Here is a 20,200-nt window from a genome sequence, read left to right on the forward strand (position 1 = left end):
CTCACGCCGGCTGAAACGCCGCGCAGGCCCTAAAACCTTCGCGCAATTCCTTTTCCTTGAGCTTGCGGCCGATGAAGACGATGCGGCTGTTGGGCTTTTCCTCCGCCTTCCATTCCCGCTGCAAATCGCCGTCCAGAATCATGTGGACGCCCTGGAAGACATAGCGCCGGGGCTCGTTCGGAAACGCCAAAATTCCTTTTGAGCGCAGGATGTCGGGCCCGTCGCGCTGCACCACTTCGTTGATCCAGGGCAGGAACAGGTCGGGGTCCACGGGACCGTCGATCTCGATGGCGACCGATTTAACCTCATCGTCATGCAGCACTTTTGGCGCGTGATGATGGTCCTCGTGATCGCAGTCGGGCGCGCAATCGTGGTCGTGATGGTGGTGATGGCCGTGATCATGGTGATGATGATCGTGGCCGTGATGGTGATGCTCATGACCATGGTGGTCATGGTCGTGGGCGTCCACCTTCAAAAAATCCGGGTCGAGATCGAGGATGCGGTCGAGCTCGAAGGCGTTTCGGTCGAGCACGTGCTCCAGCGCGATGTCGCAACGGTTGGTGCGGTGCAGTTTCGCATAAGGGTTGAGCCCGCGAATGCGCGCCTCCACCTCTTCGAGTTCGTCGCGGTTCACCAGATCGGTCTTGTTGAGCAGGATGACGTCGGCGAACACGATCTGGTTCTTGGCTTCCGGCGCGTCCTTGAGCCGGTCGGCCAGAAACTTGGCGTCGGCGACGGTGACGATGGCGTCGAGCCGCGTCTCCTTCTGCACGTCGGCGTCGACGAAAAAGGTTTGCGCGACCGGGGCGGGATCGGCGAGCCCGGTGGTTTCGACCAGAATGGCGTCGAACTTGCCTTTTCGCCGCATCAAGCCCTCGATGATGCGGATGAGATCGCCGCGCACGGTGCAGCAGATGCAGCCGTTGTTCATCTCGAAAACTTCTTCGTCGGCGTCGACGACGAGTTCATTGTCGATGCCGATCTCGCCGAATTCGTTGACGATCACGGCGAATTTTTTGCCGTGGTCCTCGGTGAGGATGCGGTTGAGCAGCGTGGTCTTTCCCGCGCCGAGATAGCCGGTCAGCACGGTGACGGGAATTTTTTGTTCGGACATCAAAACTCCATTTCGGTTCTCGACCGCGAGGGGTCGCGGTCAATCGCTCGCACAGGCTCGACGCCGCGTCCGCTCCCGAGCCTCGCGAGCGAGCCCCGGTCAGCTGTGGGGGGCGAGCGCCTTCTTCAACTCATCCATATTGTGATTCATCATGTCGATGTAAGTGGGCGCCGGCCCATCGTTCGCCGAGAGCGCGTCGGAAAACAAGTCGCCGCCGATTTTCGCGCCGCTTTCCTCGCCGATGCGCTTCATCAGCCGTGGATCGGAAATGTTTTCGAGAAACACGGCGGGAATTTTTTCGCGCTTGATCTGCTGGATCAGCTTGACGATGTCCTTGGCCGAAGGCTCGGCGTCGGTTGAAATCCCCTGCGGCGCGAGGAATTCGAACCCATAGGCGGCGGCGAAATAGCCGAAGGCGTCATGCGTGGTGACGATGCGGCGGTTTTTCTCGGGGATTTCGGCGACGCCGGCGCGCACCCGCTGCTCCGTCGCGTCGAGCCGCGCCAAAAATTTTTCCGCGCGGGCTTTGAAAAATTCGGCATCGGCGGGATCTGCGGCGACAAGACCGTCGCGGATGTTGGCGGCGTAGATTTTGGCGTTGGCGATGCTCTGCCAGGCGTGGGGATCGACGCCTTTTTTCCCGTCCTCCTCGCCTTCGATGGTCTTGACCCCCTGGCTCGCCACCACCACCGGCGCCTTGGATCCGGACGAGGCGATCAACCGGGGGATAAAACCTTCGAGGCCGAGGCCGTTGACGACGATCAGCTTCGCCTGCTTCAGCGCCTGGGCGTTGGCCGGGCTCGGCTGGAAGGCGTGGACGTCGCCGTTGGGGCCGACGAGAACGCGCAAGTCCACCTTCTCGCCGCCGATCTCGCGGACAAAATCGCCGAGAATGGAGAAGCTGGCGACCACGCGCGGTTTTTCAGGGGTTTCCGCCCAGGCGGCGCAGGGCAGCAGGAGGAGTGCGGCCAGCAGGCTTTTCATACGCATGAAGGCGTCCTAGTTTCGATGGCGCCGCCGACGTGACGGTGTATGTTATAACATATCAGATCGAAACGAATGTCCAGCCCGCAACTCAACGCCGTGCAGAGCCAGATCCTGGACTTGCTGACGGCGGCGCAAAAACCGCTGTCGGCCTATGACGTCATCGACGCGCTGAGCGGAGAGAAGCGCATGGCGCCGCCGACGGTCTATCGCGCCCTGCAAAAACTGATGGATACGGGGTTGGCGCACCGGGTGGAGTCGCAAAACGCCTATGTGGCGTGCCGAAGCCAGGGGCATGCCCTATGCGCGGGTTTTTTGATCTGCCGGTCCTGCGGCGCCACGCGCGAATTTTCCGGCGCGGCGCTGGAAAGTCTTTTGGGGCAGACCGCACGAAAAAATCTGTTCGCCGCCGAAGCCGTTTCGATCGAGGTGCGGGGCCTGTGCGCCGGCTGCCAGAAAATCACCCCTCCAGATGCGACCTTGGCGTGAACCTGCGCAGCATCCCGCCCGCGGGTCCGGCGACCAGCGACAGCACATAAAGCCCGCCGCAGGCCAGAATGATCAGCGGCCCCGAGGGCAGCGCCCAATGATAGGAGGCGAGCAGGCCGGCATAGGCCCCGATCAGCCCGAACAGCGCGGCGAGCGCGATCATGCCGCTCATGTTTTGCGTCCACAAACGCGCGGAAATCGCCGGCAGCATCATCATGCCGACCGACAGCAGCGTGCCCAGCGCATGAAACCCCGCGACCAGATTCAAGGCCACCAGCATGAGAAAGACGCTCTGGATTGCCGCGCCGGCCCGGCTGACGGAGGCGAGAAAACCGGGGTCGAGCGTATCCAGCGCCAGTGGCCGGTAAATGGCGGCCAGCCCCACCAGGGTGACGCTGGCGATCGCCGCCAACAGGATCAGGGTGGCGTCATCCAGCGCCAGCACGCTGCCGAACAGCACGTGCAGCAGGTCGACATTGGAGCCGCGCACGGAAACCAGGGTGACGCCCAAGGCCAGGGAGATCAGGTAGAAAGCGGCCAGCGACGCCTCTTCGCGCAACACGGTTGCCCGCGCGACGGCGCCGGAGCCGAGCGCCACGGCAAAACCGGCGAGAACGCCGCCAAGCGTCATGGCGGGCAGCGACAGGCCGGCGACGAGATAGCCCAGCGCCGCGCCGGGCAGGATGGCGTGGGCGAGCGCGTCGCCGGACAGCGCCATGCGCCGCAGCAGCAGGAACACGCCCAGCGGCGCCCCCGCGAGCGCCAGCGCCCACGCGCCGATCAGCGCGCGGCGCATGAATTCATAATCGGCGAAGGGCGCGACCAGCCAAGCGTAGAGCATGATCTGTGTTTAGCGGCTTATGGCGCAGGCTCAACCCCAACTTTGCGCGCTCCCGCCGGCGGGGCTTTTGATCCGCCTTCCGGCTCCGCGCGCGCGTCAAGATAGCCGAGATCGGCCAGGGTCAGCCGCCGCGAGGCGGCGTGGCTCGGCTTTTCGATCAGGCGATAGGTCAGTTCCGCGCAGACGAGGGCGAAACCGAGCGAGACCAGATAATAGACGAAGGTCCAGGAGCCGAAGGACCCCGTCGGCTGGCGCAAGCCCAGCTCCTTCAAAAGCAGGATCGCCAGGGTGTTTGCCGGCACATGGCACAGATAGAGCGAATAGGACCGCGAGCCCGTCCAACGGACGAGGGGCCGCATGCCAAAGCAACTGACGAAGCCGCTGCTTCCCGCCGCGAACCAGACCAGCGCGCCCGATATGATCGAGGACAGCAGCAGACTGTAGGCCAGGTTCTGCATGAAACAGGCGGCCATGGCGATGGCGGCGAGCAGGCCCAGCGTGGTCAGCGCGCGCGCCCAGCCGCGGTCCAGCAGCGCCACGCGCGGCGCCGCGACGCCGAGCCGCCGATGGACGAAATAGACGAAGATTCCGATCACGACCCCGTAGAAGCGGAACATCCACCAGCCGCCGCCGCCCGGCAAGACATAGAGAAAGGCGACCACCGAGAGCGCCAGCAGCGTGAGCCGCCACGTCATGTCGCGAACGAGCAGCAGCAGCAGCGGGAAGACGACGTAGAACTGCCACTCCACCGAGAGCGACCAGAAATAGCCCAGCGAACTCCCCTTGGCGTATTCCTGGAAATTGAACAGATAGACCATGCCGGAGACCGCTTTTCGCAGCACCTCCCCGGGCGGCGGCATGATGTCGATCCCGTTGGCGTTCAAGACGGCCGACACCAGCACGTTGGCGAGCAGCCAGAAGGCCATGGCCGGCCACAGCCGCAGGCAGCGCTTGGCGTAGAACAGCACGACCGCGAATTTCTGGCGGAGCGCCTCCTGCGCCGTCCTCACGCTCCAGAGCTCATGCAAGGCGCTGGAAATCACATAGCCCGATATGACGAAAAACAAGTCGACGCCGGCGCCCAAGTGTTCTTTCGTAAGAAAATCCTGCAAGCCTTTCGTTTGCGGCGGCGAGTTGAGAATGAAATGCAAGGCCATGACCATGGCGACGGCATAAGCGCGCAAGTAATCGAGTTCGACTAATCGTTTGGGCATCGCGTCACGTCTTTACGGCCGTGCGGCGTATATCTTGGGTTGGCAAACTCGGGGCAAGCCTACCATGGCCTTGGCAAGCCAGCAAATCCATGGTTTACCGCCGTCTCAAGGCGCGCGACGCGCCAAAAGGGAAAGCCAAATGTCCGAAACCCGCGATTCCAACGGCGCGATCCTCAACGAAGGCGATAACGTCACCGTCATCAAGGATTTGAAGGTGAAAGGGTCGTCCACCGTGCTCAAGCGCGGCACGACGATCCGCGGCATTCACCTCACCGACGACCCCGAGGAAATCGAGGGCCGCACCGACAAGGTGAAGGGCCTGGTGCTGAAAACCTGCTTTTTGAAGAAGGCGTGAACGTCGCTTTTGTACCAAAACGAAAACATCCCGCGGACGATACCGCGGTTCGTGTCGTCATGGCCGGGCTTGTCCCGGCCATCCACGCCAGCATGGAGCGCAAAACGCGAGCCGCTTTGCGAGCAGGGTGTCCAGTCCTGAAGCGGTGAAGCCATGTCCCGCCGTGGAAGCCCGTCCCCGGGTCAGACTCATTCAGCGGGACATCACCACATGTCCAGCGCCACGCGCGCCTCGTCGGACATGCGGCTCTGGTCCCACGGCGGATCGAACACCATCCGCACGTCCACCCCGGCGACGCCGGGCACGGAAGCCACCGCGTTTTCCACCCACACCGGCATTTCCCCGGCCACCGGACAGCCCGGCGCGGTGAGCGTCATGTCGATCTTGACAAAGTGGCTGTCGTCGATCTCGACGCGGTAGATCAATCCGAGCTCGTAAATGTCGGCCGGAATTTCGGGATCATAGACCGTCTTCAGCGCGGCGACGATGCCCTCGCTGAGCTGGTCGAAATCCTGCGGCCGCAGCTCCGGATTGGCGGCGATTTCGGGATGATTGGGCTGTGTGTCGGTCTCGGTCATCGCATCATCCATCAGGCGAACAAATCGGCGGCGCGGATCAGCGCCGCGACCAGCGCGTCCACTTCCTCGCGGGTGTTGTAGAGGGCGAAGGACGCCCGGCAGGTGGAGGTCACGCCATAGCGCGCCAGCAGCGGCTGCGCGCAATGCGTGCCGGCGCGCACCGCGACGCCGGAACGGTCGATCACCGTGGCGACGTCATGGGCGTGCGCGCCGGTCATTTCGAACGAGAACAGCGCCCCCTTGTCCGGCGCCGTTCCGATCAGGCGCAGGAACGGCAATTCGGCGAGCCGCGCGCCGGCGTAAGCTGCGAGATCGGCCTCGTGCGCCCGGATGGCGTCGCGGCCGAGCGAGTCCATATAGTCGAGCGCGGCGCCGAGCCCGATGGCCTCGACGATCGGCGGCGTGCCCGCCTCAAAACGCTGCGGCGGAACGCCATAGGTGACGTTTTCGCATGTCACCGTCTCGATCATCTCGCCGCCGCCGGCAAACGGCGGCAGCTTTTCCAGCCATTCCTTCTTGCCATAGAGCGCGCCGATGCCGGTCGGTCCATAAAGCTTGTGGCCGGTGATCGCATAAAAATCGACGTCGAGATCGCGCACGTCCACTTGCGCATGGACCGCGCCCTGCGCGCCGTCAATCAATACGGGAATGCCGCGCGCATGCGCGATCCGCACGATCTCCTTCACCGGCGTCACCGTGCCGAGCACGTTGGACATATGCGTGATCGCCACGATTTTGGTGCGCTCGGTCAGCGCGTCTTCGAACCGTTGCAGCGAAAACGAGCCGTCGTCCTCGACATCGACCCATTTCAACACGGCGCCGGAACGCTCGCGCAAAAAATGCCAGGGCACGACGTTGGAATGGTGCTCCATGATCGACAGCACGATTTCGTCGCCGGCGCCGATTTTCGCGCGGCCAAAGGACGAAGCCACCAGATTGAGCGCCTCTGTCGCGCCGCGGGTAAAAATGATTTCGTCGGTCGAGCCGGCGTTCAAAAAGGCCCGAACTTTTTCGCGCGCGGCCTCGTAGGCGTCGGTGGCGGCATTGGCCAAAAAATGTAGGCCGCGATGCACATTGGCGTATTCATGCTCCATCGCATGGGTCATGCGCGCGATCACCTGACGTGGTTTTTGCGCGCTCGCCGCATTGTCGAGATAGACCAGCGGCTTTCCATAGGGCTTTTCGGCGAGGATCGGAAAATCCGCGCGGATTTTCGTCAGGTCATAGATCGGCTTCATCTGGTTCATGACGCCGGCTCCTCTTCACCCAAGAGATCGGACAGATCGGTCCGCAGCAGATCGCGCAAAACCTCGCTTTCGAGCGCGTCGAACACGTCAGCGGCGAAAGCGTCGATCAAGATCTTTTCCGCTTCGATATGAGGAACGCCGCGCGTCTCCAGATAGAAAAGCTGTTGCGCGTCGAGTTTCGTCACCGCCGCGCCATGGCCGCAGGCGACATCGTCGGCGAAAATTTCGAGTTCCGGCTTGGCGGACATCGCGGCCTCGTCGGAGAGCAGCAAGGCCCGGCACATCATCTTGCCGTCGGTCTTTTGCGCATGCGGCGGCACGACGATTTTGCCCTGAAAAACCCCGTTCGCGTGGTCGCCGAGCACGTATTTAAAAATCTCGCGGCTGACGCAGGCGGGCGCGTTATGGTGCACGACCATGGTCATGTCGGCATGGTCATTGCGGCCCAAAATCACGGCGCCGGCCAGTTTCAACTCCGCCCCTTCGCCCGCGAGCGACACGAAAAATTGCCGGCGCAAGAATGGCGTCTGCGCCAGCAGCGACACCGCGCGCAATGTCGCCCGCGCCGCCAGCATCACATTGACCGTCTGCACTTCGACTCCGGCCGTTTCGCGACAGCGGCAGGCGTAATCGAGTTGCGCGTCTTCGCCCAGTGCGATGAACAAGGCGCTGTCGCCGAAGCCGGCAAACCCCTCGTCGCGCGTCTCCAAAATCTCCGCGCGCGCGCCGGCGCCAAGGCGGATCAGGCTGCGGCCGAAACGGCTGCGGTCGGTTTCGGCGCCGGTCAGCGCGACGATCTCGATCACGCGATCTATGCGCGCGCCGACGGCGATGTCGAGCAGGAAGCCGCCGCGCGAAAAGGCGGCGTTGAGGTCGAGCATGGGATCGGCGGCGCCGCCGAAAAACTCCGCCTCGCCAACCGGCGAAATGTCGATCCCTGCAACAGCGGAAATATCGTCCGAAAGGTCCGGGGCGAAGAAACCATCGACGGTGACCAGGCGCAGCCGCTCGCTCGCTTCGAGCTTGTGCCGCGCGACCGCGCGCGCCGCATCGTCAGGCGCGTGCGCCATTTCCGGAACCGCGCGCAGTTTCGTGCGCAGATCGGAATAATGCCAGCTCTCCACCCGCCGGCCGGGCAGGCCGGCGCGCTGGAACTGATCGAAGAACAGCCGCGCGGAAGGGGTTACGTCGGCCGGCAACAGCCGTCCAAATTCGTCTTCCGCCTTGCTGGAAAGCCCGGTCACGCGGCGGCTCCTTCCGCATATTCGGCGTAGCCGCTGGCCTCCAGCGCCAGCGCCAGTTCGGGACCGCCGCTCTTCACGATTCGTCCGCGCGACATGACGTGCACGACATCGGCCGTGATGAAGTTGAGCAGGCGCTGGTAGTGCGTGATCACCAGAAAACTGCGCCCCTCGCCGCGAAGCGCGTTCACCCCTTCCGCACAGGTTTTGAGCGCGTCAATGTCGAGGCCGGAATCCATCTCGTCGAGAATGGAAAAGCGCGGCTCCAGCAGCGCCATCTGCAAGATCTCCATGCGCTTCTTCTCACCGCCGGAAAATCCGACATTGACCGGACGCTTGAGCATGTCCTGCGAGATGTTCAATTTCGCGGCGGTGGCGCGCACCTGTTTCATGAATTCGATGGTGGGAAGCTCCGCCGCGCCGCGCGCCTTGCGCTGCGCATTCATCGCCGCCTTCAAAAACGTCATGGTGGCGACGCCGGGAATTTCCAGTGGATATTGGAACACCAGAAACAGCCCCATCGCCGCCCGTTCGGCCGGCGACTTTTCCATGATATCGACGCCGTCGAGCCGGATGGTTCCGTCCTGCACCTCATAGTCGGCGCGCCCCGCGACCACATAGGACAAAGTGGATTTGCCGGACCCGTTCGGCCCCATGATCGCCGCGACCTGTCCGTCCTCCACTTTCAGCGTGAGTCCGTCCAGAATTTTCCTGCCGGCGACGGAGACGTGCAAATTGTCAATTTCAAGCATGGTGCAAAACCTTGTCAGCCGACGCTGCCTTCGAGCGAAATGGCGATGAGCTTTTGCGCCTCGACGGCGAACTCCATCGGCAATTGCTGCAACACGTCGCGCACGAAACCATTGACGATCAGCGCGGTCGCTTCTTCCGCTTCAAGCCCCCGCTGCATGCAGTAAAACAGCTGGTCGTCGGAGATTTTCGACGTGGTGGCCTCGTGCTCGAACTGCGCGGAGGAATTTTTGGCCTCGATATAAGGCACGGTATGGGCGCCGCACCGATCGCCGATCAGCAACGAGTCGCAATTGGTGAAATTGCGCGCGTTCTCCGCCTTGCGATGCGCGAACACCTGGCCGCGATAGGTGTTTTGTGACCGCCCCGCCGAAATCCCCTTCGAGATGATTCGGCTCGACGTGTTCTTGCCGAGATGCAGCATTTTGGTCCCGGAATCGACCTGCTGCCGCCCATTGGAAATGGCGATCGAATAGAACTCGCCGCGCGAAAAATCGCCGCGCAAAATGCACGACGGATATTTCCAGGTAATCGCCGATCCCGTCTCCACCTGCGTCCACGAAATTTTCGAACGCGCGCCGCGACAGTCGCCGCGCTTGGTGACAAAATTGAAGATGCCGCCGCGCCCCTCGCTGTCGCCGGGATACCAGTTTTGCACCGTCGAATATTTGATCTCGGCGTCATCCAGCGCGATCAGTTCGACCACCGCCGCATGCAACTGGTTTTCGTCGCGCTTGGGCGCCGTGCAGCCCTCCAGATAGGACACGTAGGAGCCGGCGTCGGCGATGATCAGCGTGCGCTCGAACTGCCCGGTATTCTGCTCATTGATACGGAAATAGGTGGAAAGCTCCATCGGGCAGCGCACGCCGGGCGGCACATAGACGAAGGAGCCGTCGGAGAACACGGCGGAGTTCAGTGTCGCAAAATAATTGTCGGTGACCGGGACGACGGAGCCCAGATATTTGCGCACCAGTTCGGGATGGGAATGCACGGCTTCCGAAATCGGACAAAAGATTACGCCCGCCTTGCCCAGCTCCTCCTTGAAGGTGGTGACCACGGAAACGGAGTCGAACACGGCGTCCACGGCGACGCGGCGCTCCTGCACCCCGGCCAGAATCTCCTGCTCGCTCAGGGGGATGCCGAGTTTCGCATAGGTGCGTAAAAGTTCGGGATCGACATCGGCGAGCGTGCGCGGCCCGTCGGTCCCCTTTGGCGCGGAATAGTAATAAAGGTCCTGGTAGTCGATTTTTGGATAATCGACCCGCGCCCAGCGCGGCTCCTCCATGGTCAGCCAGCGCTTGAAAGCGTCCAGGCGCCATTGGGTGAGCCAGTCCGGTTCTTTTTTGCGCGCGGAGATGAAGCGAACGATGTCCTCGTTCAGCCCCTTGGGCGCCTTGTCGGATTCGATATCGGTCGTAAAACCGTATTTATAGGCGTCGACGTCGAGCGTCTTCACCGTGTCGACCGTCTGCTGGACCGCCGCCATTTACAACTCCTCACCTAACGCGGGTTCAAGGCCCGCTGGTTGAGTATGGTCCGGAGCGCGACTTTATCCCTAACGCATGATCTTGTCCGAAAGCCGGTTTCCACTTTTCGGGATCATGCTCTAGCGCCGTTGCGACATCCTTTGTCGCACTTTAGCCAAAATATCGGGAAAAGCCACGCCCTCCTGCTCACTATTTGGCCATCCGAGTGAAATCCGCAAGGCGCAGCGCGCGACCTCGGGCGCCACCCCCATGGCCCCCAGCACGGCCGAAGCGGAAACTTTGCCGGATGAACACGCGGAGCCCGAGGAAAGCGCGACGCCCTCGACATCGAGCGCGGCGACCATGGTCTCGGCGGAAAAGCCGGGCAGGGCGAAGGCCAAAGTATTTTGCAATCGCGGCGCCCCAGCCCCGAACACGACGGCCTCCGGCGCCAGCGCCAAAACGTCAGCTTCGATCCGGTCGCGCAGCGCGCCGAGCCGCGCCATCTCGGCGGCCCCCTGCGCCAAAACCTCAGAAAAAGCCGCGGCGAAGCCGGCGATGGCGGCCACATTCTCGGTGCCGCCGCGAAAACCGCGCTCCTGACCGCCGCCGCGCAGCAGCTTTTCGGCTGGCGTGACGGCGCGTCGCGCGAAAATGGCGGCTCCAACCCCCTTGGGCCCGCCGATCTTGTGGCTGGAGACGAACAGGACGTCGGCTCCGGTCGCGGCAAAGCCGCAGTCCACCCGCCCCAAAGCCTGCACGGCGTCGCACACCACCACGCCCCCGGCCTCGTGAACGAAAGCGGCGGCCTCGGCCACAGGCTGGATCACGCCGGTTTCATTGTTCGCGGCCTGAAGCGCCAGCATGGGAACGCCCGGGCCCGTAAGTTTCGCCCGCAGGTCGGCGAGATCGAGCCGCCCCTCGCCATCGAGCGCCACCCGAACCGCCTCGGCAAACCCGTGGCCGGAGACCACGCAAGGGTGCTCGCCGCCGCCCAAAAGCAGCCGGTCGCACGCAAGCCCCGCCAACGCCGGCCGCAACACCATATTGGCGGCCTCGGTGGCGCCGGAGGTGAACACGACAAGCTCCGGCCTGACGCCGAAATGCCGCGCGATTTTTCCGCGCGCATTCTCGATTTTCGCCCGCGCCGACCGTCCCTCGGCATGGACGGACGAGGCGTTGCCGGCGTCGAGCGCGGCGATCAGCGCCTCGCGCGCCGCTGGGCGCAGCGGCGAGGTGGCGTTATGGTCGAAATAGAGGCGCGCCATAGAAAACTCCGGGCAAGCCCCGCATAGTCATTTGGGCCGCCAGCGCCAAGCGGATTCGTACAAATGACCGACGCCGAAAAAAATCTCGACCCCGAAAACTGGGAGGACTTCCGCCGCCTGAGCCATCAGGCGCTCGACGCCGCCCTGGACGATCTCATGGCGGTGCGCCAAAACCCGGTCTGGCGCGAGACCCCGCCCGAGGTTCTCGCCCGCCTCGACGACGCCGCGCCCGAAACTGGCGTCGGCCTCGAACAGGTCCTGGCCGATTTCGCCCGCGACATCCAGCCGTATGGCGTCGGCAACCGCCACCCCGCCTTCTTCGGATGGGCGCATGGCGCGGGAACCCCGGTCGGCATGGTCGCCGAAATGCTGTCGGCGGGCCTCAACCTCAATTGTGGCGGCCGCAACCACATCGGCGTGGCGCTGGAGCAAAAGATCGCCGCCGCCATGGCGCGAAAATTCGGCTTTCCCCAAACGGCATCAGGCCTGTTCGTCACAGGCGCCTCGCAGGCCAATTTCCATGGCGTGGTGATCGCCCGCCGCGCCGCCCTGGGCGCGCAGGTTCGCACGCAGGGGATAACAGCGCGGCTGCGCGCCTATGCCTCGCAGGAGGCCCACGCCTGCGTCGAACAGGCCATGGACCTCGCCGGCCTGGGAACGGACGCGCTGCGCAAAATCCCCACCGATGCGCAGGGCCGCATCCGCCTCGACGTTTTGCGGCAAGCCATAGAAGCCGACCGCGCCGCCGGCGATAAACCCTTCCTGCTGGTCGCCTCGGCGGGCACGGTGAATTTCGGCGCCTTCGACCCGCTGAACGAACTGGCCGACATCGCGGCGCAGGAAAAACTCTGGCTGCACGTGGACGGCGCCTTCGGCGCGCTGACAATCTTCTCGGAAAAACTCAAGCCCAAGCTCGCCGGCATTCATCGCGCCGATTCCATCGCTTTCGACTTCCACAAATGGGCGCATGTCCCCTATGACGCGGGCTTCATCCTGGTCCGCGACGCCGCCGCCCAGCGCGCCGCCTTCGCCGCGCCGGCGGCCTATTTGTCGCGCACCAACACCGGCTTGGCCAAAGGCGAAACTTGGCCCTGCGACCTCGGTCCCGACCTTTCGCGCGGGTTCAGGGCGCTCAAAGTCTGGATGACCCTGCGCGCCTACGGCCTGAAAACCCTCGGCGAGAGCATGGAGCGCAACTGCGCCGCCGCCCAAAGACTCGCCGAACTCATCGACCAGTCTCAAGACTTCGAGCGCGCGGCGCCGGTTCCGCTCAACATCGTCTGCTTCCGCCTGAAAAACGCGCCCGACGCCGCCAATCGCGCGCTGGTCGAACGCCTGCAAACCCAAGGGATCGCGGCCCCGTCGCTGACCCGCCTCGACGGTCGCACGACCATCCGCTGCGCCATTTTCAACCACCGCACCGGCGCGGAGGATGTCGTTGCATTCTTTGCTGAGGCGCGCGCGCAGGCGAAGGCGCTGACATAGGTCGCGAGACATGCCATCTTGCGCGCATTGTTCGGGAGGACATCATGGACGACCTCGTTCGCAAGCTCAAAACCCTGCACACAAGCCTGATCGACGCCCGCAGCGGCTATGAGGAGGGCTTGAAGGACGCCCACGGCAAGGGTTTAAGCCCTCTGTTCCAGGAACTGATCGCCCTGCATGGGCAGGACGCCGCCGCCGTCGCGGAACAGCTGAAACGCCTTGGCGCGGCGGTCGACGATCACGGCTCCCTCATGGGAACGTTCGACCGCGTGGTGATGAAGTTCACCTCGCTGATCACCGAGCTGGACGAAAAAATCCTGCCGAACCTGATTGATGGCGAGGAGCACGTCCTGGTTCATTATGACGACGCCATAGAAGCCTCGGCGCCGGAAAATGCGGAATATCCTGTTCTCGTCGCCCAGCGGGACGCATTGAAGCAGAGGATCGCATCGTTGCGCGAACGCGCGAGGCAGGCCTGATAGGATTTCCGAACGATCCGTTCGGAAATCCTATTCTGCTCGCGCGGAAATCCGCCCTTCGCCTGGAAAATTTCCGCGCGATTTCGTTTTCGCGGATCGCGAAGCGATCTTGCGGAAACCGTATCAAGCGGCTCGTTCGGCGGTCGTGACGCCGAAGGCGCGCCACCCCCCCCTTTGATGCGGCGGCCTTCGCCGGATCAAAGGACGGCCGCGGGCGGCGCGCGGCGATCACTCCTCGGGCGCGTCGAGGATCGGATCATATTGCGAGGCGTCAAAGCCGAACAGCTCCCACGACCGCTTCATGTGCGCCGGCAGCGGCGCCGTAACGTCGACCACGCCGCCGCGCGGATGCGGCAGGATCAGCCGCCGCGCCAGCAGGTGCAGTTTTTGGTCGACGCCGTCGGGAATGTTGCGGTTGGGATCGGCGCGGCGGCGGCGGTCCTCGTCGCCGTGGCCATATTTGGGATCGCCGACGATGGGGCAGTCGATCGCCTCGGCATGGGCGCGCAGCTGGTGGGTGCGTCCGGTCATCGGCTTCATCGACAGCCAGGCGCAGCGGGGGCTGAGCTTGTCGACGATGGCGTAATAGGTCAGCGAATGCTGGGCGTCCTCGTCGCCATGTTTGGCCACGCGCATCTTTTCGATGTCGCGGCGCTCCTCCATGCCGTGGCGCCCTTTTATTGGACCACGCTGGTCGCCCATGGCCTCGCCCTTGGCGAGATAAAGCGAGATGCGCCCCTGCGCCGGTCTCGGCACGCCTTCCACCAGCGCCCAATAAATCTTCTTCGCCGAGCGCGAGCGAAAAATCTCGCCGAGATCGGCGGCCATTTTGCGCGTCTTGGCGATCAACAGCACGCCGGATGTGTCGCGGTCGAGGCGATGCACCAGCACCGGTCGCTCGCCGCGCTCGTTGGCCAGCGAAGCCAGCATGCCGTCCAGATGAATCTTTGTTCCGGACCCGCCCTGGACCGCGAGGCCGAACGGCTTGTTCAGCACCATCAAATCGCGGTCTTCAAGAAGGACCATATCCTTGATGGCGCGCTGATCGGCCTCCGACTGCGCCGGCTTTTTCACCGCCGGAGCCTTGGGCGCATCCACGGACAGCGGTGGCACGCGCACGCTCTGGCCCGTGGCGATGCGCGAAGCGGTCTCGACGCGCTTGCCGTCGAGCCGCACCTCGCCCTTGCGGCAGATTTTCGCCAGATGCGACAGGGCCAGCGTCGGAAACCGCCGCTTGAACCAGCGGTCGAGGCGCATGCCGTCCTCGTCCTCGGTGACGGCGAGATTTTGCACGCCGGTCGCCACCTTGACCGGTTCTTTTTCTTTTTCGGGCGCGGTTGTTTTCGCCGCAGGCTTGTCCATGGGCTTGGGCTTGCGGGCCGCCGGCGCGGCGGGTTTGCGCGGATTGATCATGACAGCGCCCTCATCACAGCAAGCCCGGAAAACACGCCAAGCAGCGCCAAGGCGACGGAGCCGCCGACATACAAGGCCGCGGCCAAAAGATCGCCGCGCTCGTAGAGCAGGGCGGCGTCGAGCGAGAAGGCGGAAAAGGTGGTGTAGCCGCCCAAAATGCCGGTGAGCAGGAACAGCCGAACGTGCTGCGTCCAGGCCTCGCCTGAGCGGAACGTCAGAAAGCCTGCGATCAGGCCCATGGTCAGCGATCCCGAGATGTTGATGAAGAAGGTTCCCCATGGAAAACCTGTCCCCAGCGTCCGCGCCGCGAGGAGGTTGATGAAATGCCGGAGGCACCCGCCGAAACCGGCGCCGAGGAAGACGATAAGATAGGCCATCGCCCTCCTTAGCGCGGAAAAACGGCCACGTCAGTTCTTTTTGCGCAGAGCAAGGTCGAATGCTTGAGTAGAGTTCCCAAGCTTCAGGCCGTCATTGCGAGCGCAGCGAAGCAATCCAGGACTCGCCGCAGCGACGGATGACTGAAATGCAGCGCGTGATTGCGATCACACTACAACGGGATGGAGCTGGATTGCTTCGCCGTGCTCGCAATGACGGTGGATGAGTGTCCGAGCGGGTCACGACATCGACGCATTCAAGACCTGCCGCGCTCCCGCCGCAGCTTCTCCCAGTAATCCAGTCTTTTGCCGATCTCGCGCTCGAACCCGCGCTCGACCGGCTCATAAAGCTGTTGCCGCCCTAAAGCCTCCGGCCAGTAATTCTGCCCGGAAAACGCGTCGGGCTCGTCGTGGTCATAGGCGTAATCGGTCCCATAGCCCTCGGACCGCAACAATTTGGTGGACCCGTTCAAGATCACCTTCGGCGGCATCAGCGAGCCATGCGCCTTCGCCAGCCGCATCGCCCCCTTGTAGGCGAGGTAAGCCGCGTTGCTCTTGGGCGCGGTGGCGCAATAGATCACGGCCTGGGCGATGGCGAGCTCCCCCTCCGGCGATCCCAGGAAATCGTAGGCTTCTTTCGCCGCATTGGCGATGACCAGGGCCTGGGGGTCGGCGAGGCCGATGTCCTCGACCGCCATGCGCACGACGCGGCGGGCCAAAAACAGCGGGTCTTCGCCGGCGTCGAACATGCGGGCGAGATAATAAAGCGCCGCGTCGGGATCGGAGCCGCGCACGCATTTGTGCAGGGCGGAGATCAGATTGTAATGGCCCTCCTGGCCCTTGTCATAGATCGGCGCCCGCCGCTGCACGACCTCGGCGAGCTGCGCGCCGTCAAAAGATTCGCCGGGACGCGCGGCGCGCCAAATCTCTTCCGACAGGGTGAGCGCGGCGCGGCCGTCGCCATCGGCCATGCGCACCAGCGTTTTACGCGCTTGCGCGTCCACCGGGAGCGGCTTGCCCTCAATCGTTTCCGCACGGGCGAGCAGTTTTTCAATCGCCGTGTCATCGAGGCTTCGAAACGTCATGACTCGGGCGCGCGACAGCAGCGCCGCGTTGAGTTCGAACGAGGGATTTTCCGTCGTCGCCCCGATCAGGGTGATGATTCCCTCCTCCATCACCGGCAGAAAGGAATCCTGCTGCGCCCGATTAAAACGGTGGATCTCGTCGACGAACAGCAGCGTGCCCTGTCCGGTCCGGCGCCGCGCCCGCGCCTCTTCAAAGATTTTCTTCAGGTCGGCGACGCCGGAGAAGATGGCGGAGGCCTGAACGAAATGCAATTGTGTCTCATGCGCAAGTAATCGCGCCACCGTTGTTTTTCCGGTGCCCGGAGGCCCCCAGAAAACCAGGCTTCCCAGCGACCCGGATTCGATCAGTCGCGTCAGCGCGCCGTTGGCGCCCAACAAATGGTCCTGGCCGGCGACTTCGCGCAAAAGCCTGGGACGCAGCCGTTCCGCGAGCGGACGCGGCGCGTCCTGCTCCAATCCAGCTCCGTCGAATAGATCACTCATGTGTCTCAATCCGTAAGTTTACCTGCGTCTGGTTTACTTGCGTAATGCGCGGCGTTCCTGTGAATAACTCTTTAAAAAGCGTGTCAACGGTTTTTGGTCTGGTAGCTTCGGTTTTGGGCCGATGTCCACTTGCACCAACGTTCATACTGGGAGAGTTCGATGCGAAGGATCGCCATGGTAACGCAAAAGGGCGGCGCGGGAAAAAGCACGCTGGCCATCTGTCTCGGGGTCGCGGCGCGTGAAGCGGGCGAAAGCGTCGCCCTCGTCGATCTCGATCCCATGGGCTCCCTGACCGGCTGGGGCAACCGGCGCAATGGCGGGGATATCATGGTCATGGCGGCCTCGCCCGGCGAACTCAGCGAGATCATGGGCCAGTTGGAGGCGCTCGGCGTCACCCTGGCGATCATCGACACCCCGGCCGGCGACAGCGCACTGGCGGAGGAGGCGATCGCGGAAGCGCAGCTTTGCCTCGTGCCCGCGCGCCCCAATATTTTCGATGTCGCCGCCAGCCAGGGCACGCTGCAAAAGCTGAAACACCGCGATTATTCCTTCGTTCTCAACCAATGCCCGCCGCAGCGCCAGGCGCCGCGCATCCAGCAGGGGATCAACGCGCTCGCCGACATGGGGGTGCTGCTGACGCCGCTGGTCGCCGCCCGCGCCGATTATCAGGAGGCCGCGCGCCGGGGTCTTGGCGTGACCGAATTCGCCGCGTCGGGCGCGGCTGCGGCCGAGATGCGCGAGTTGTGGCGCTCGACGCGCGACCGGCTCGACGGGGTCGCCGAACACCGGAAGTCGGACGCCGCGTGAGCGGAAAATTCTCGCGCATTTTCAAGCTGGAAGCAATTTTCCCGGCTGGGATGCGCGAGATCGCGTAACGTCAAGTATAGCCCCCAAGACTCCGAATGAGATCGCGCCATTATTTCTGCTCTCGCCTTCCCGGTATCTGGTCTTGAATCGAAGTGTCTGATTCAAATGACGTCACGGCGATTCGGCGCCGTGGAACGGAACGGGGGGAGCGATGCGTCGCGTCGCGTTTGTCACGCAGAAGGGGGGCGCCGGCAAGAGCACGCTGGCCGCCTGTCTCGCCGTCGCGGCCCGTGCGGCCGGCGAGCGGGTGTTTCTCATCGATCTCGACCCCCTGCAGTCGCTGTGCGGCTGGGGCTGGCGGCGGGACTGTGACGACATTCCGGTGGTCGCGGCGCCTCCGTCGAAGCTGGAAAAGGTTTTGGAGGAACTCGCCGCGCGCGGGATCACGCTGGCGATCATCGATTCGCCCGGCGGCGACGGCGCGGCGGTCGACGCCGCCATCCGGGCGGCGCACATCTGCCTCGTGCCGGCCCGTCCCAACGCCTTCGACCTCGTCGCCGGCGAGAAGACCCTCAAAAAGATCAAGGAGCGTGGGCGGGACTACGCCTTTGTGCTCAACCAGTGCCCGACCTCGCGGCAGAACGCGCGAATCGAAGAGGGCATGGCGACCCTGCAAGCCCTGGGCGTGCTGATGAACCCGCTGGTCGCCACGCGCGTCGACTACCAGGAGGCCGCGCGCCGGGGGCTTGGCGTCGGCGAGGTCAACGCCAATGGCGCGGCGGCGGAGGAAATGCGCGCGCTCTGGGCCTCGGTGCGCAAGCGGCTCGGCAAGAAACCCAGGAAAATGGCCGCCTGATTTGACGGCGGGGCGGAGGGCGATTTAAGGATCGGAAAAAGGGGTTCCCATGTCCGACCTGTCGCCCGCCGCGCTCGAAAAACAGCTGATCGCCGAAGAAACCGCCAAAATGCTGCTGGAGGTCGGCGCCGTTCTGTTCAACGCAGAAAAGCCGTTCATCTTCACTTCGGGCTGGGCGAGCCCGGTCTACACCGACATGCGCAAGCTGATCGCTTTTCCCCGGCTGCGCTCGCGCCTGCTCGATTTCGCCGTGACCACGATCCAGCGCGAGATCGGCTATGAAAGCCTCGACATCATCGCCGGCGGCGAAACGGCGGGCATTCCCTTCGCGGCCTGGATTTCCGACCGCCTCAGCCTGCCCATGCAATATGTACGCAAGAAGCCGAAGGGTTTTGGCCGCAACGCGCGGATCGAGGGCGAGCTGCGCGACGGCGCCCGCACGCTGCTGGTTGAGGACCTCGCCACCGACGGCGCCTCGAAAGTGAATTTTTGCAACGCGATCCGCGAGGCCGGCCAGTCCTGCGCCCATACTTTCGTGTTCTTTTTCTACGACATTTTTCCTTCGGCGCGCGAGGATTTGGCGAAGGAGGGGATCAGCCTGCACCAGCTCACAACCTGGTGGGACGTGCTGACCGTGGCGCGGCGCACAAACTACCTACCTGCGGCCACCCTCGACGAAGTCGAAAAATTCCTGCATGCTCCGGCCCAGTGGTCCGCCGCGCATGGCGGGGCCTCGGATTTCGGCAAGAAGGCGTAAGCGCAATGCGGCGTCTGATTTTTTATTTTGGCGCCGCACTGATTTCAACGGCGCCGGCGCTTGCCGCGGATTGCTCGGGCGTCACCTTTGCGGACATGCCCTGGCTGCGCTTCGGCAAACCGTCCGGCGCTTCGGTCTCCGGCGGCAAGCTCGCGGTGGCGCGCGGCGAACTTGTGGCGCTGGGCGCCAGTTCGGGCGCGCAGGTCTGCGCCGAAAAGCTCAAGGGGCAGGGGGCCGGCTGGCTGCCGGCCGACGCGCTCGAAATCGTCCCGCGCATCAACGACACCGGCTCGTTCGTCGGCTCCTGGCGACGCGGCGCTTCGGTGATCCGCATCAGCTGGCAGGACGACGGCCGCTTGACCGTCCAGGGCTCGGGCGCCGGCGCGTTTTCCGGCGAGATGGACATGCGCGACGGCATTGGTCTGTATTTTGGCGACGGCGTCGATCCCGACACCCCCGAAGCGCCCGGCTGCCGCTTGCGCATGGCGCGCGGCGGCGAAATTTTGCTGGTGCGCGGCAACGGGCAATGTGGCGGCGCCTCGAATGGCATTTACGCGCGCGAAAAGGACAAGGCGGCGGCGCGATAGTGACGCAGCACGGCGACGCGCAGGGCCGATGACAGGTTGGCGGCGCCGCGCGCCGAATCGATGTCCGCGACCAGTGCGGGAACGCTGATGCCGCGTGCGGCGGCGATGTCGCGCAGCGCGTCCCAAAAATCGTCTTCAAGCGAAATCGAGGTGCGGTGGCCGGCGATGACGAGGGAGCGCTTGCGCAGCTTTTCGTCGGTCATGCCGAAACCGCAGTAAAGCGCGACGCCCATCCCCTCGCCCCGCTTGCGGGGAGAGGGCTAGGGTGAGGGGCAGAGGCGTGATCCTCGGCGTCGTCAGGACAGCAAGCTGTCCCACCGCCCCTGC

General features: G+C 63.9%; 22 protein-coding genes. 8 read left to right on the plus strand and 14 right to left on the minus strand.

Annotated features, from left to right (window positions below):
* Position 1 precedes the first annotated feature (1 nt).
* Together GJ654_RS14545 and GJ654_RS14550 are read right to left on the minus strand one after the other, a co-directional pair.
* Positions 2-1,114 (minus strand): CobW family GTP-binding protein, encoded by a 1,113-nt coding sequence (locus GJ654_RS14545; RefSeq protein ID WP_155446895.1) that lies wholly within the window; start codon positions 1,112-1,114, stop codon positions 2-4.
* A gap of 99 nt (positions 1,115-1,213) precedes the next feature.
* Complete coding sequence (locus GJ654_RS14550; RefSeq protein ID WP_155446896.1) at positions 1,214-2,104, minus strand: metal ABC transporter substrate-binding protein; 891 nt, start codon at positions 2,102-2,104, stop codon at positions 1,214-1,216.
* A 69-nt stretch (positions 2,105-2,173) separates the two neighbouring features.
* Between GJ654_RS14550 and GJ654_RS14555 the strand changes: the two genes are divergently transcribed.
* On the plus strand, positions 2,174-2,587 hold the full coding sequence (locus tag GJ654_RS14555; protein ID WP_155446897.1) for a Fur family transcriptional regulator: 414 nt from the start codon (positions 2,174-2,176) through the stop codon (positions 2,585-2,587).
* Here the strand turns inward: GJ654_RS14555 and GJ654_RS14560 are convergent.
* Together GJ654_RS14560 and GJ654_RS14565 are read right to left on the minus strand one after the other, a co-directional pair.
* Positions 2,559-3,428 carry a metal ABC transporter permease gene (locus tag GJ654_RS14560; protein ID WP_155446898.1) on the minus strand — a complete coding sequence of 290 codons (870 nt, stop codon included), beginning with the start codon at positions 3,426-3,428 and terminating at the stop codon, positions 2,559-2,561. The two genes, GJ654_RS14555 and GJ654_RS14560, sit on opposite strands and share 29 nt — an antisense overlap.
* A 17-nt stretch (positions 3,429-3,445) precedes the next feature.
* Positions 3,446-4,642, minus strand: coding sequence for an acyltransferase family protein (locus GJ654_RS14565; RefSeq protein WP_155446899.1), 1,197 nt, complete (start codon positions 4,640-4,642; stop codon positions 3,446-3,448).
* Between the two features lie 139 nt (positions 4,643-4,781).
* Here GJ654_RS14565 and GJ654_RS14570 point away from each other — a divergent pair, with 139 nt between their 5' ends.
* On the plus strand, positions 4,782-4,997 hold the full coding sequence (locus GJ654_RS14570; RefSeq protein WP_155446900.1) for an alkylphosphonate utilization protein: 216 nt from the start codon (positions 4,782-4,784) through the stop codon (positions 4,995-4,997).
* A 203-nt stretch (positions 4,998-5,200) separates the two neighbouring features.
* Here GJ654_RS14570 and GJ654_RS14575 read toward each other — a convergent pair whose 3' ends face one another.
* From GJ654_RS14575 to GJ654_RS14600, 6 genes are all read right to left on the minus strand, one after another.
* Positions 5,201-5,575: an SUF system Fe-S cluster assembly protein gene (locus GJ654_RS14575; protein ID WP_155446901.1), complete on the minus strand. Its 375-nt coding sequence runs from the start codon at positions 5,573-5,575 to the stop codon at positions 5,201-5,203.
* Positions 5,576-5,586: 11 nt separating this feature from the next.
* The gene (locus GJ654_RS14580) at positions 5,587-6,822 is read right to left on the minus strand and encodes a cysteine desulfurase (RefSeq protein WP_155446902.1); all 1,236 of its coding nucleotides are present in this window, start codon (positions 6,820-6,822) and stop codon (positions 5,587-5,589) included.
* Positions 6,819-8,066 (minus strand): SufB/SufD family protein, encoded by a 1,248-nt coding sequence (locus GJ654_RS14585; protein WP_155446903.1) that lies wholly within the window; start codon positions 8,064-8,066, stop codon positions 6,819-6,821. Before GJ654_RS14585 ends, GJ654_RS14580 begins: the two co-directional genes overlap by 4 nt.
* Positions 8,063-8,815 (minus strand): Fe-S cluster assembly ATPase SufC, encoded by a 753-nt coding sequence (gene sufC, locus GJ654_RS14590; protein WP_155446904.1) that lies wholly within the window; start codon positions 8,813-8,815, stop codon positions 8,063-8,065. Before sufC ends, GJ654_RS14585 begins: the two co-directional genes overlap by 4 nt.
* Positions 8,816-8,829: 14 nt before the next feature.
* Entirely contained in the window at positions 8,830-10,299 is a 1,470-nt protein-coding gene (sufB, locus tag GJ654_RS14595; RefSeq protein WP_155446905.1) for a Fe-S cluster assembly protein SufB, read from the minus strand.
* 120 nt (positions 10,300-10,419) lie between these two features.
* Positions 10,420-11,547: a cysteine desulfurase family protein gene (locus GJ654_RS14600; RefSeq protein WP_155446906.1), complete on the minus strand. Its 1,128-nt coding sequence runs from the start codon at positions 11,545-11,547 to the stop codon at positions 10,420-10,422.
* A 63-nt stretch (positions 11,548-11,610) separates the two neighbouring features.
* On the opposite strand from GJ654_RS14600, the gene GJ654_RS14605 reads away from it, so the two are divergent.
* Complete coding sequence (locus tag GJ654_RS14605; RefSeq protein ID WP_155446907.1) at positions 11,611-13,032, plus strand: pyridoxal phosphate-dependent decarboxylase family protein; 1,422 nt, start codon at positions 11,611-11,613, stop codon at positions 13,030-13,032.
* Positions 13,033-13,076: 44 nt separating this feature from the next.
* The gene (locus tag GJ654_RS14610) at positions 13,077-13,511 is read left to right on the plus strand and encodes a DUF2383 domain-containing protein (protein ID WP_155446908.1); all 435 of its coding nucleotides are present in this window, start codon (positions 13,077-13,079) and stop codon (positions 13,509-13,511) included.
* A 228-nt stretch (positions 13,512-13,739) separates the two neighbouring features.
* On the opposite strand, the gene GJ654_RS14615 is transcribed toward GJ654_RS14610, so the two are convergent.
* From GJ654_RS14615 to GJ654_RS14625, 3 genes are all read right to left on the minus strand, one after another.
* Positions 13,740-14,768 (minus strand): RluA family pseudouridine synthase, encoded by a 1,029-nt coding sequence (locus GJ654_RS14615; RefSeq protein ID WP_246664768.1) that lies wholly within the window; start codon positions 14,766-14,768, stop codon positions 13,740-13,742.
* 152 nt (positions 14,769-14,920) lie between these two features.
* Positions 14,921-15,301: a fluoride efflux transporter CrcB gene (gene crcB / locus GJ654_RS14620; protein WP_155446909.1), complete on the minus strand. Its 381-nt coding sequence runs from the start codon at positions 15,299-15,301 to the stop codon at positions 14,921-14,923.
* A gap of 254 nt (positions 15,302-15,555) precedes the next feature.
* Positions 15,556-16,866, minus strand: coding sequence for a replication-associated recombination protein A (locus GJ654_RS14625; protein ID WP_155446910.1), 1,311 nt, complete (start codon positions 16,864-16,866; stop codon positions 15,556-15,558).
* Positions 16,867-17,025: 159 nt separating this feature from the next.
* Here GJ654_RS14625 and GJ654_RS14630 point away from each other — a divergent pair, with 159 nt between their 5' ends.
* From GJ654_RS14630 to GJ654_RS14645, 4 genes are all read left to right on the plus strand, one after another.
* Positions 17,026-17,673 carry a ParA family protein gene (locus GJ654_RS14630; RefSeq protein WP_155446911.1) on the plus strand — a complete coding sequence of 216 codons (648 nt, stop codon included), beginning with the start codon at positions 17,026-17,028 and terminating at the stop codon, positions 17,671-17,673.
* A 211-nt stretch (positions 17,674-17,884) separates the two neighbouring features.
* Positions 17,885-18,529, plus strand: a complete 645-nt coding sequence (locus GJ654_RS14635; protein ID WP_155446912.1) for an AAA family ATPase — start codon at positions 17,885-17,887, stop codon at positions 18,527-18,529.
* Positions 18,530-18,578: 49 nt separating this feature from the next.
* The gene (locus GJ654_RS14640; protein WP_155446913.1) at positions 18,579-19,286 is read left to right on the plus strand and encodes an orotate phosphoribosyltransferase; all 708 of its coding nucleotides are present in this window, start codon (positions 18,579-18,581) and stop codon (positions 19,284-19,286) included.
* 5 nt (positions 19,287-19,291) lie between these two features.
* Complete coding sequence (locus GJ654_RS14645; RefSeq protein WP_155446914.1) at positions 19,292-19,873, plus strand: hypothetical protein; 582 nt, start codon at positions 19,292-19,294, stop codon at positions 19,871-19,873.
* On the opposite strand, the gene GJ654_RS14650 is transcribed toward GJ654_RS14645, so the two are convergent.
* Complete coding sequence (locus GJ654_RS14650) at positions 19,837-20,106, minus strand: ribbon-helix-helix domain-containing protein (protein WP_246664761.1); 270 nt, start codon at positions 20,104-20,106, stop codon at positions 19,837-19,839. The genes GJ654_RS14645 and GJ654_RS14650 overlap by 37 nt on opposite strands.
* Positions 20,107-20,200: the final 94 nt, after the last annotated feature.

This window comes from Rhodoblastus acidophilus, assembly GCF_009720655.1.
Lineage (GTDB): Bacteria > Pseudomonadota > Alphaproteobacteria > Rhizobiales > Beijerinckiaceae > Rhodoblastus > Rhodoblastus acidophilus_A.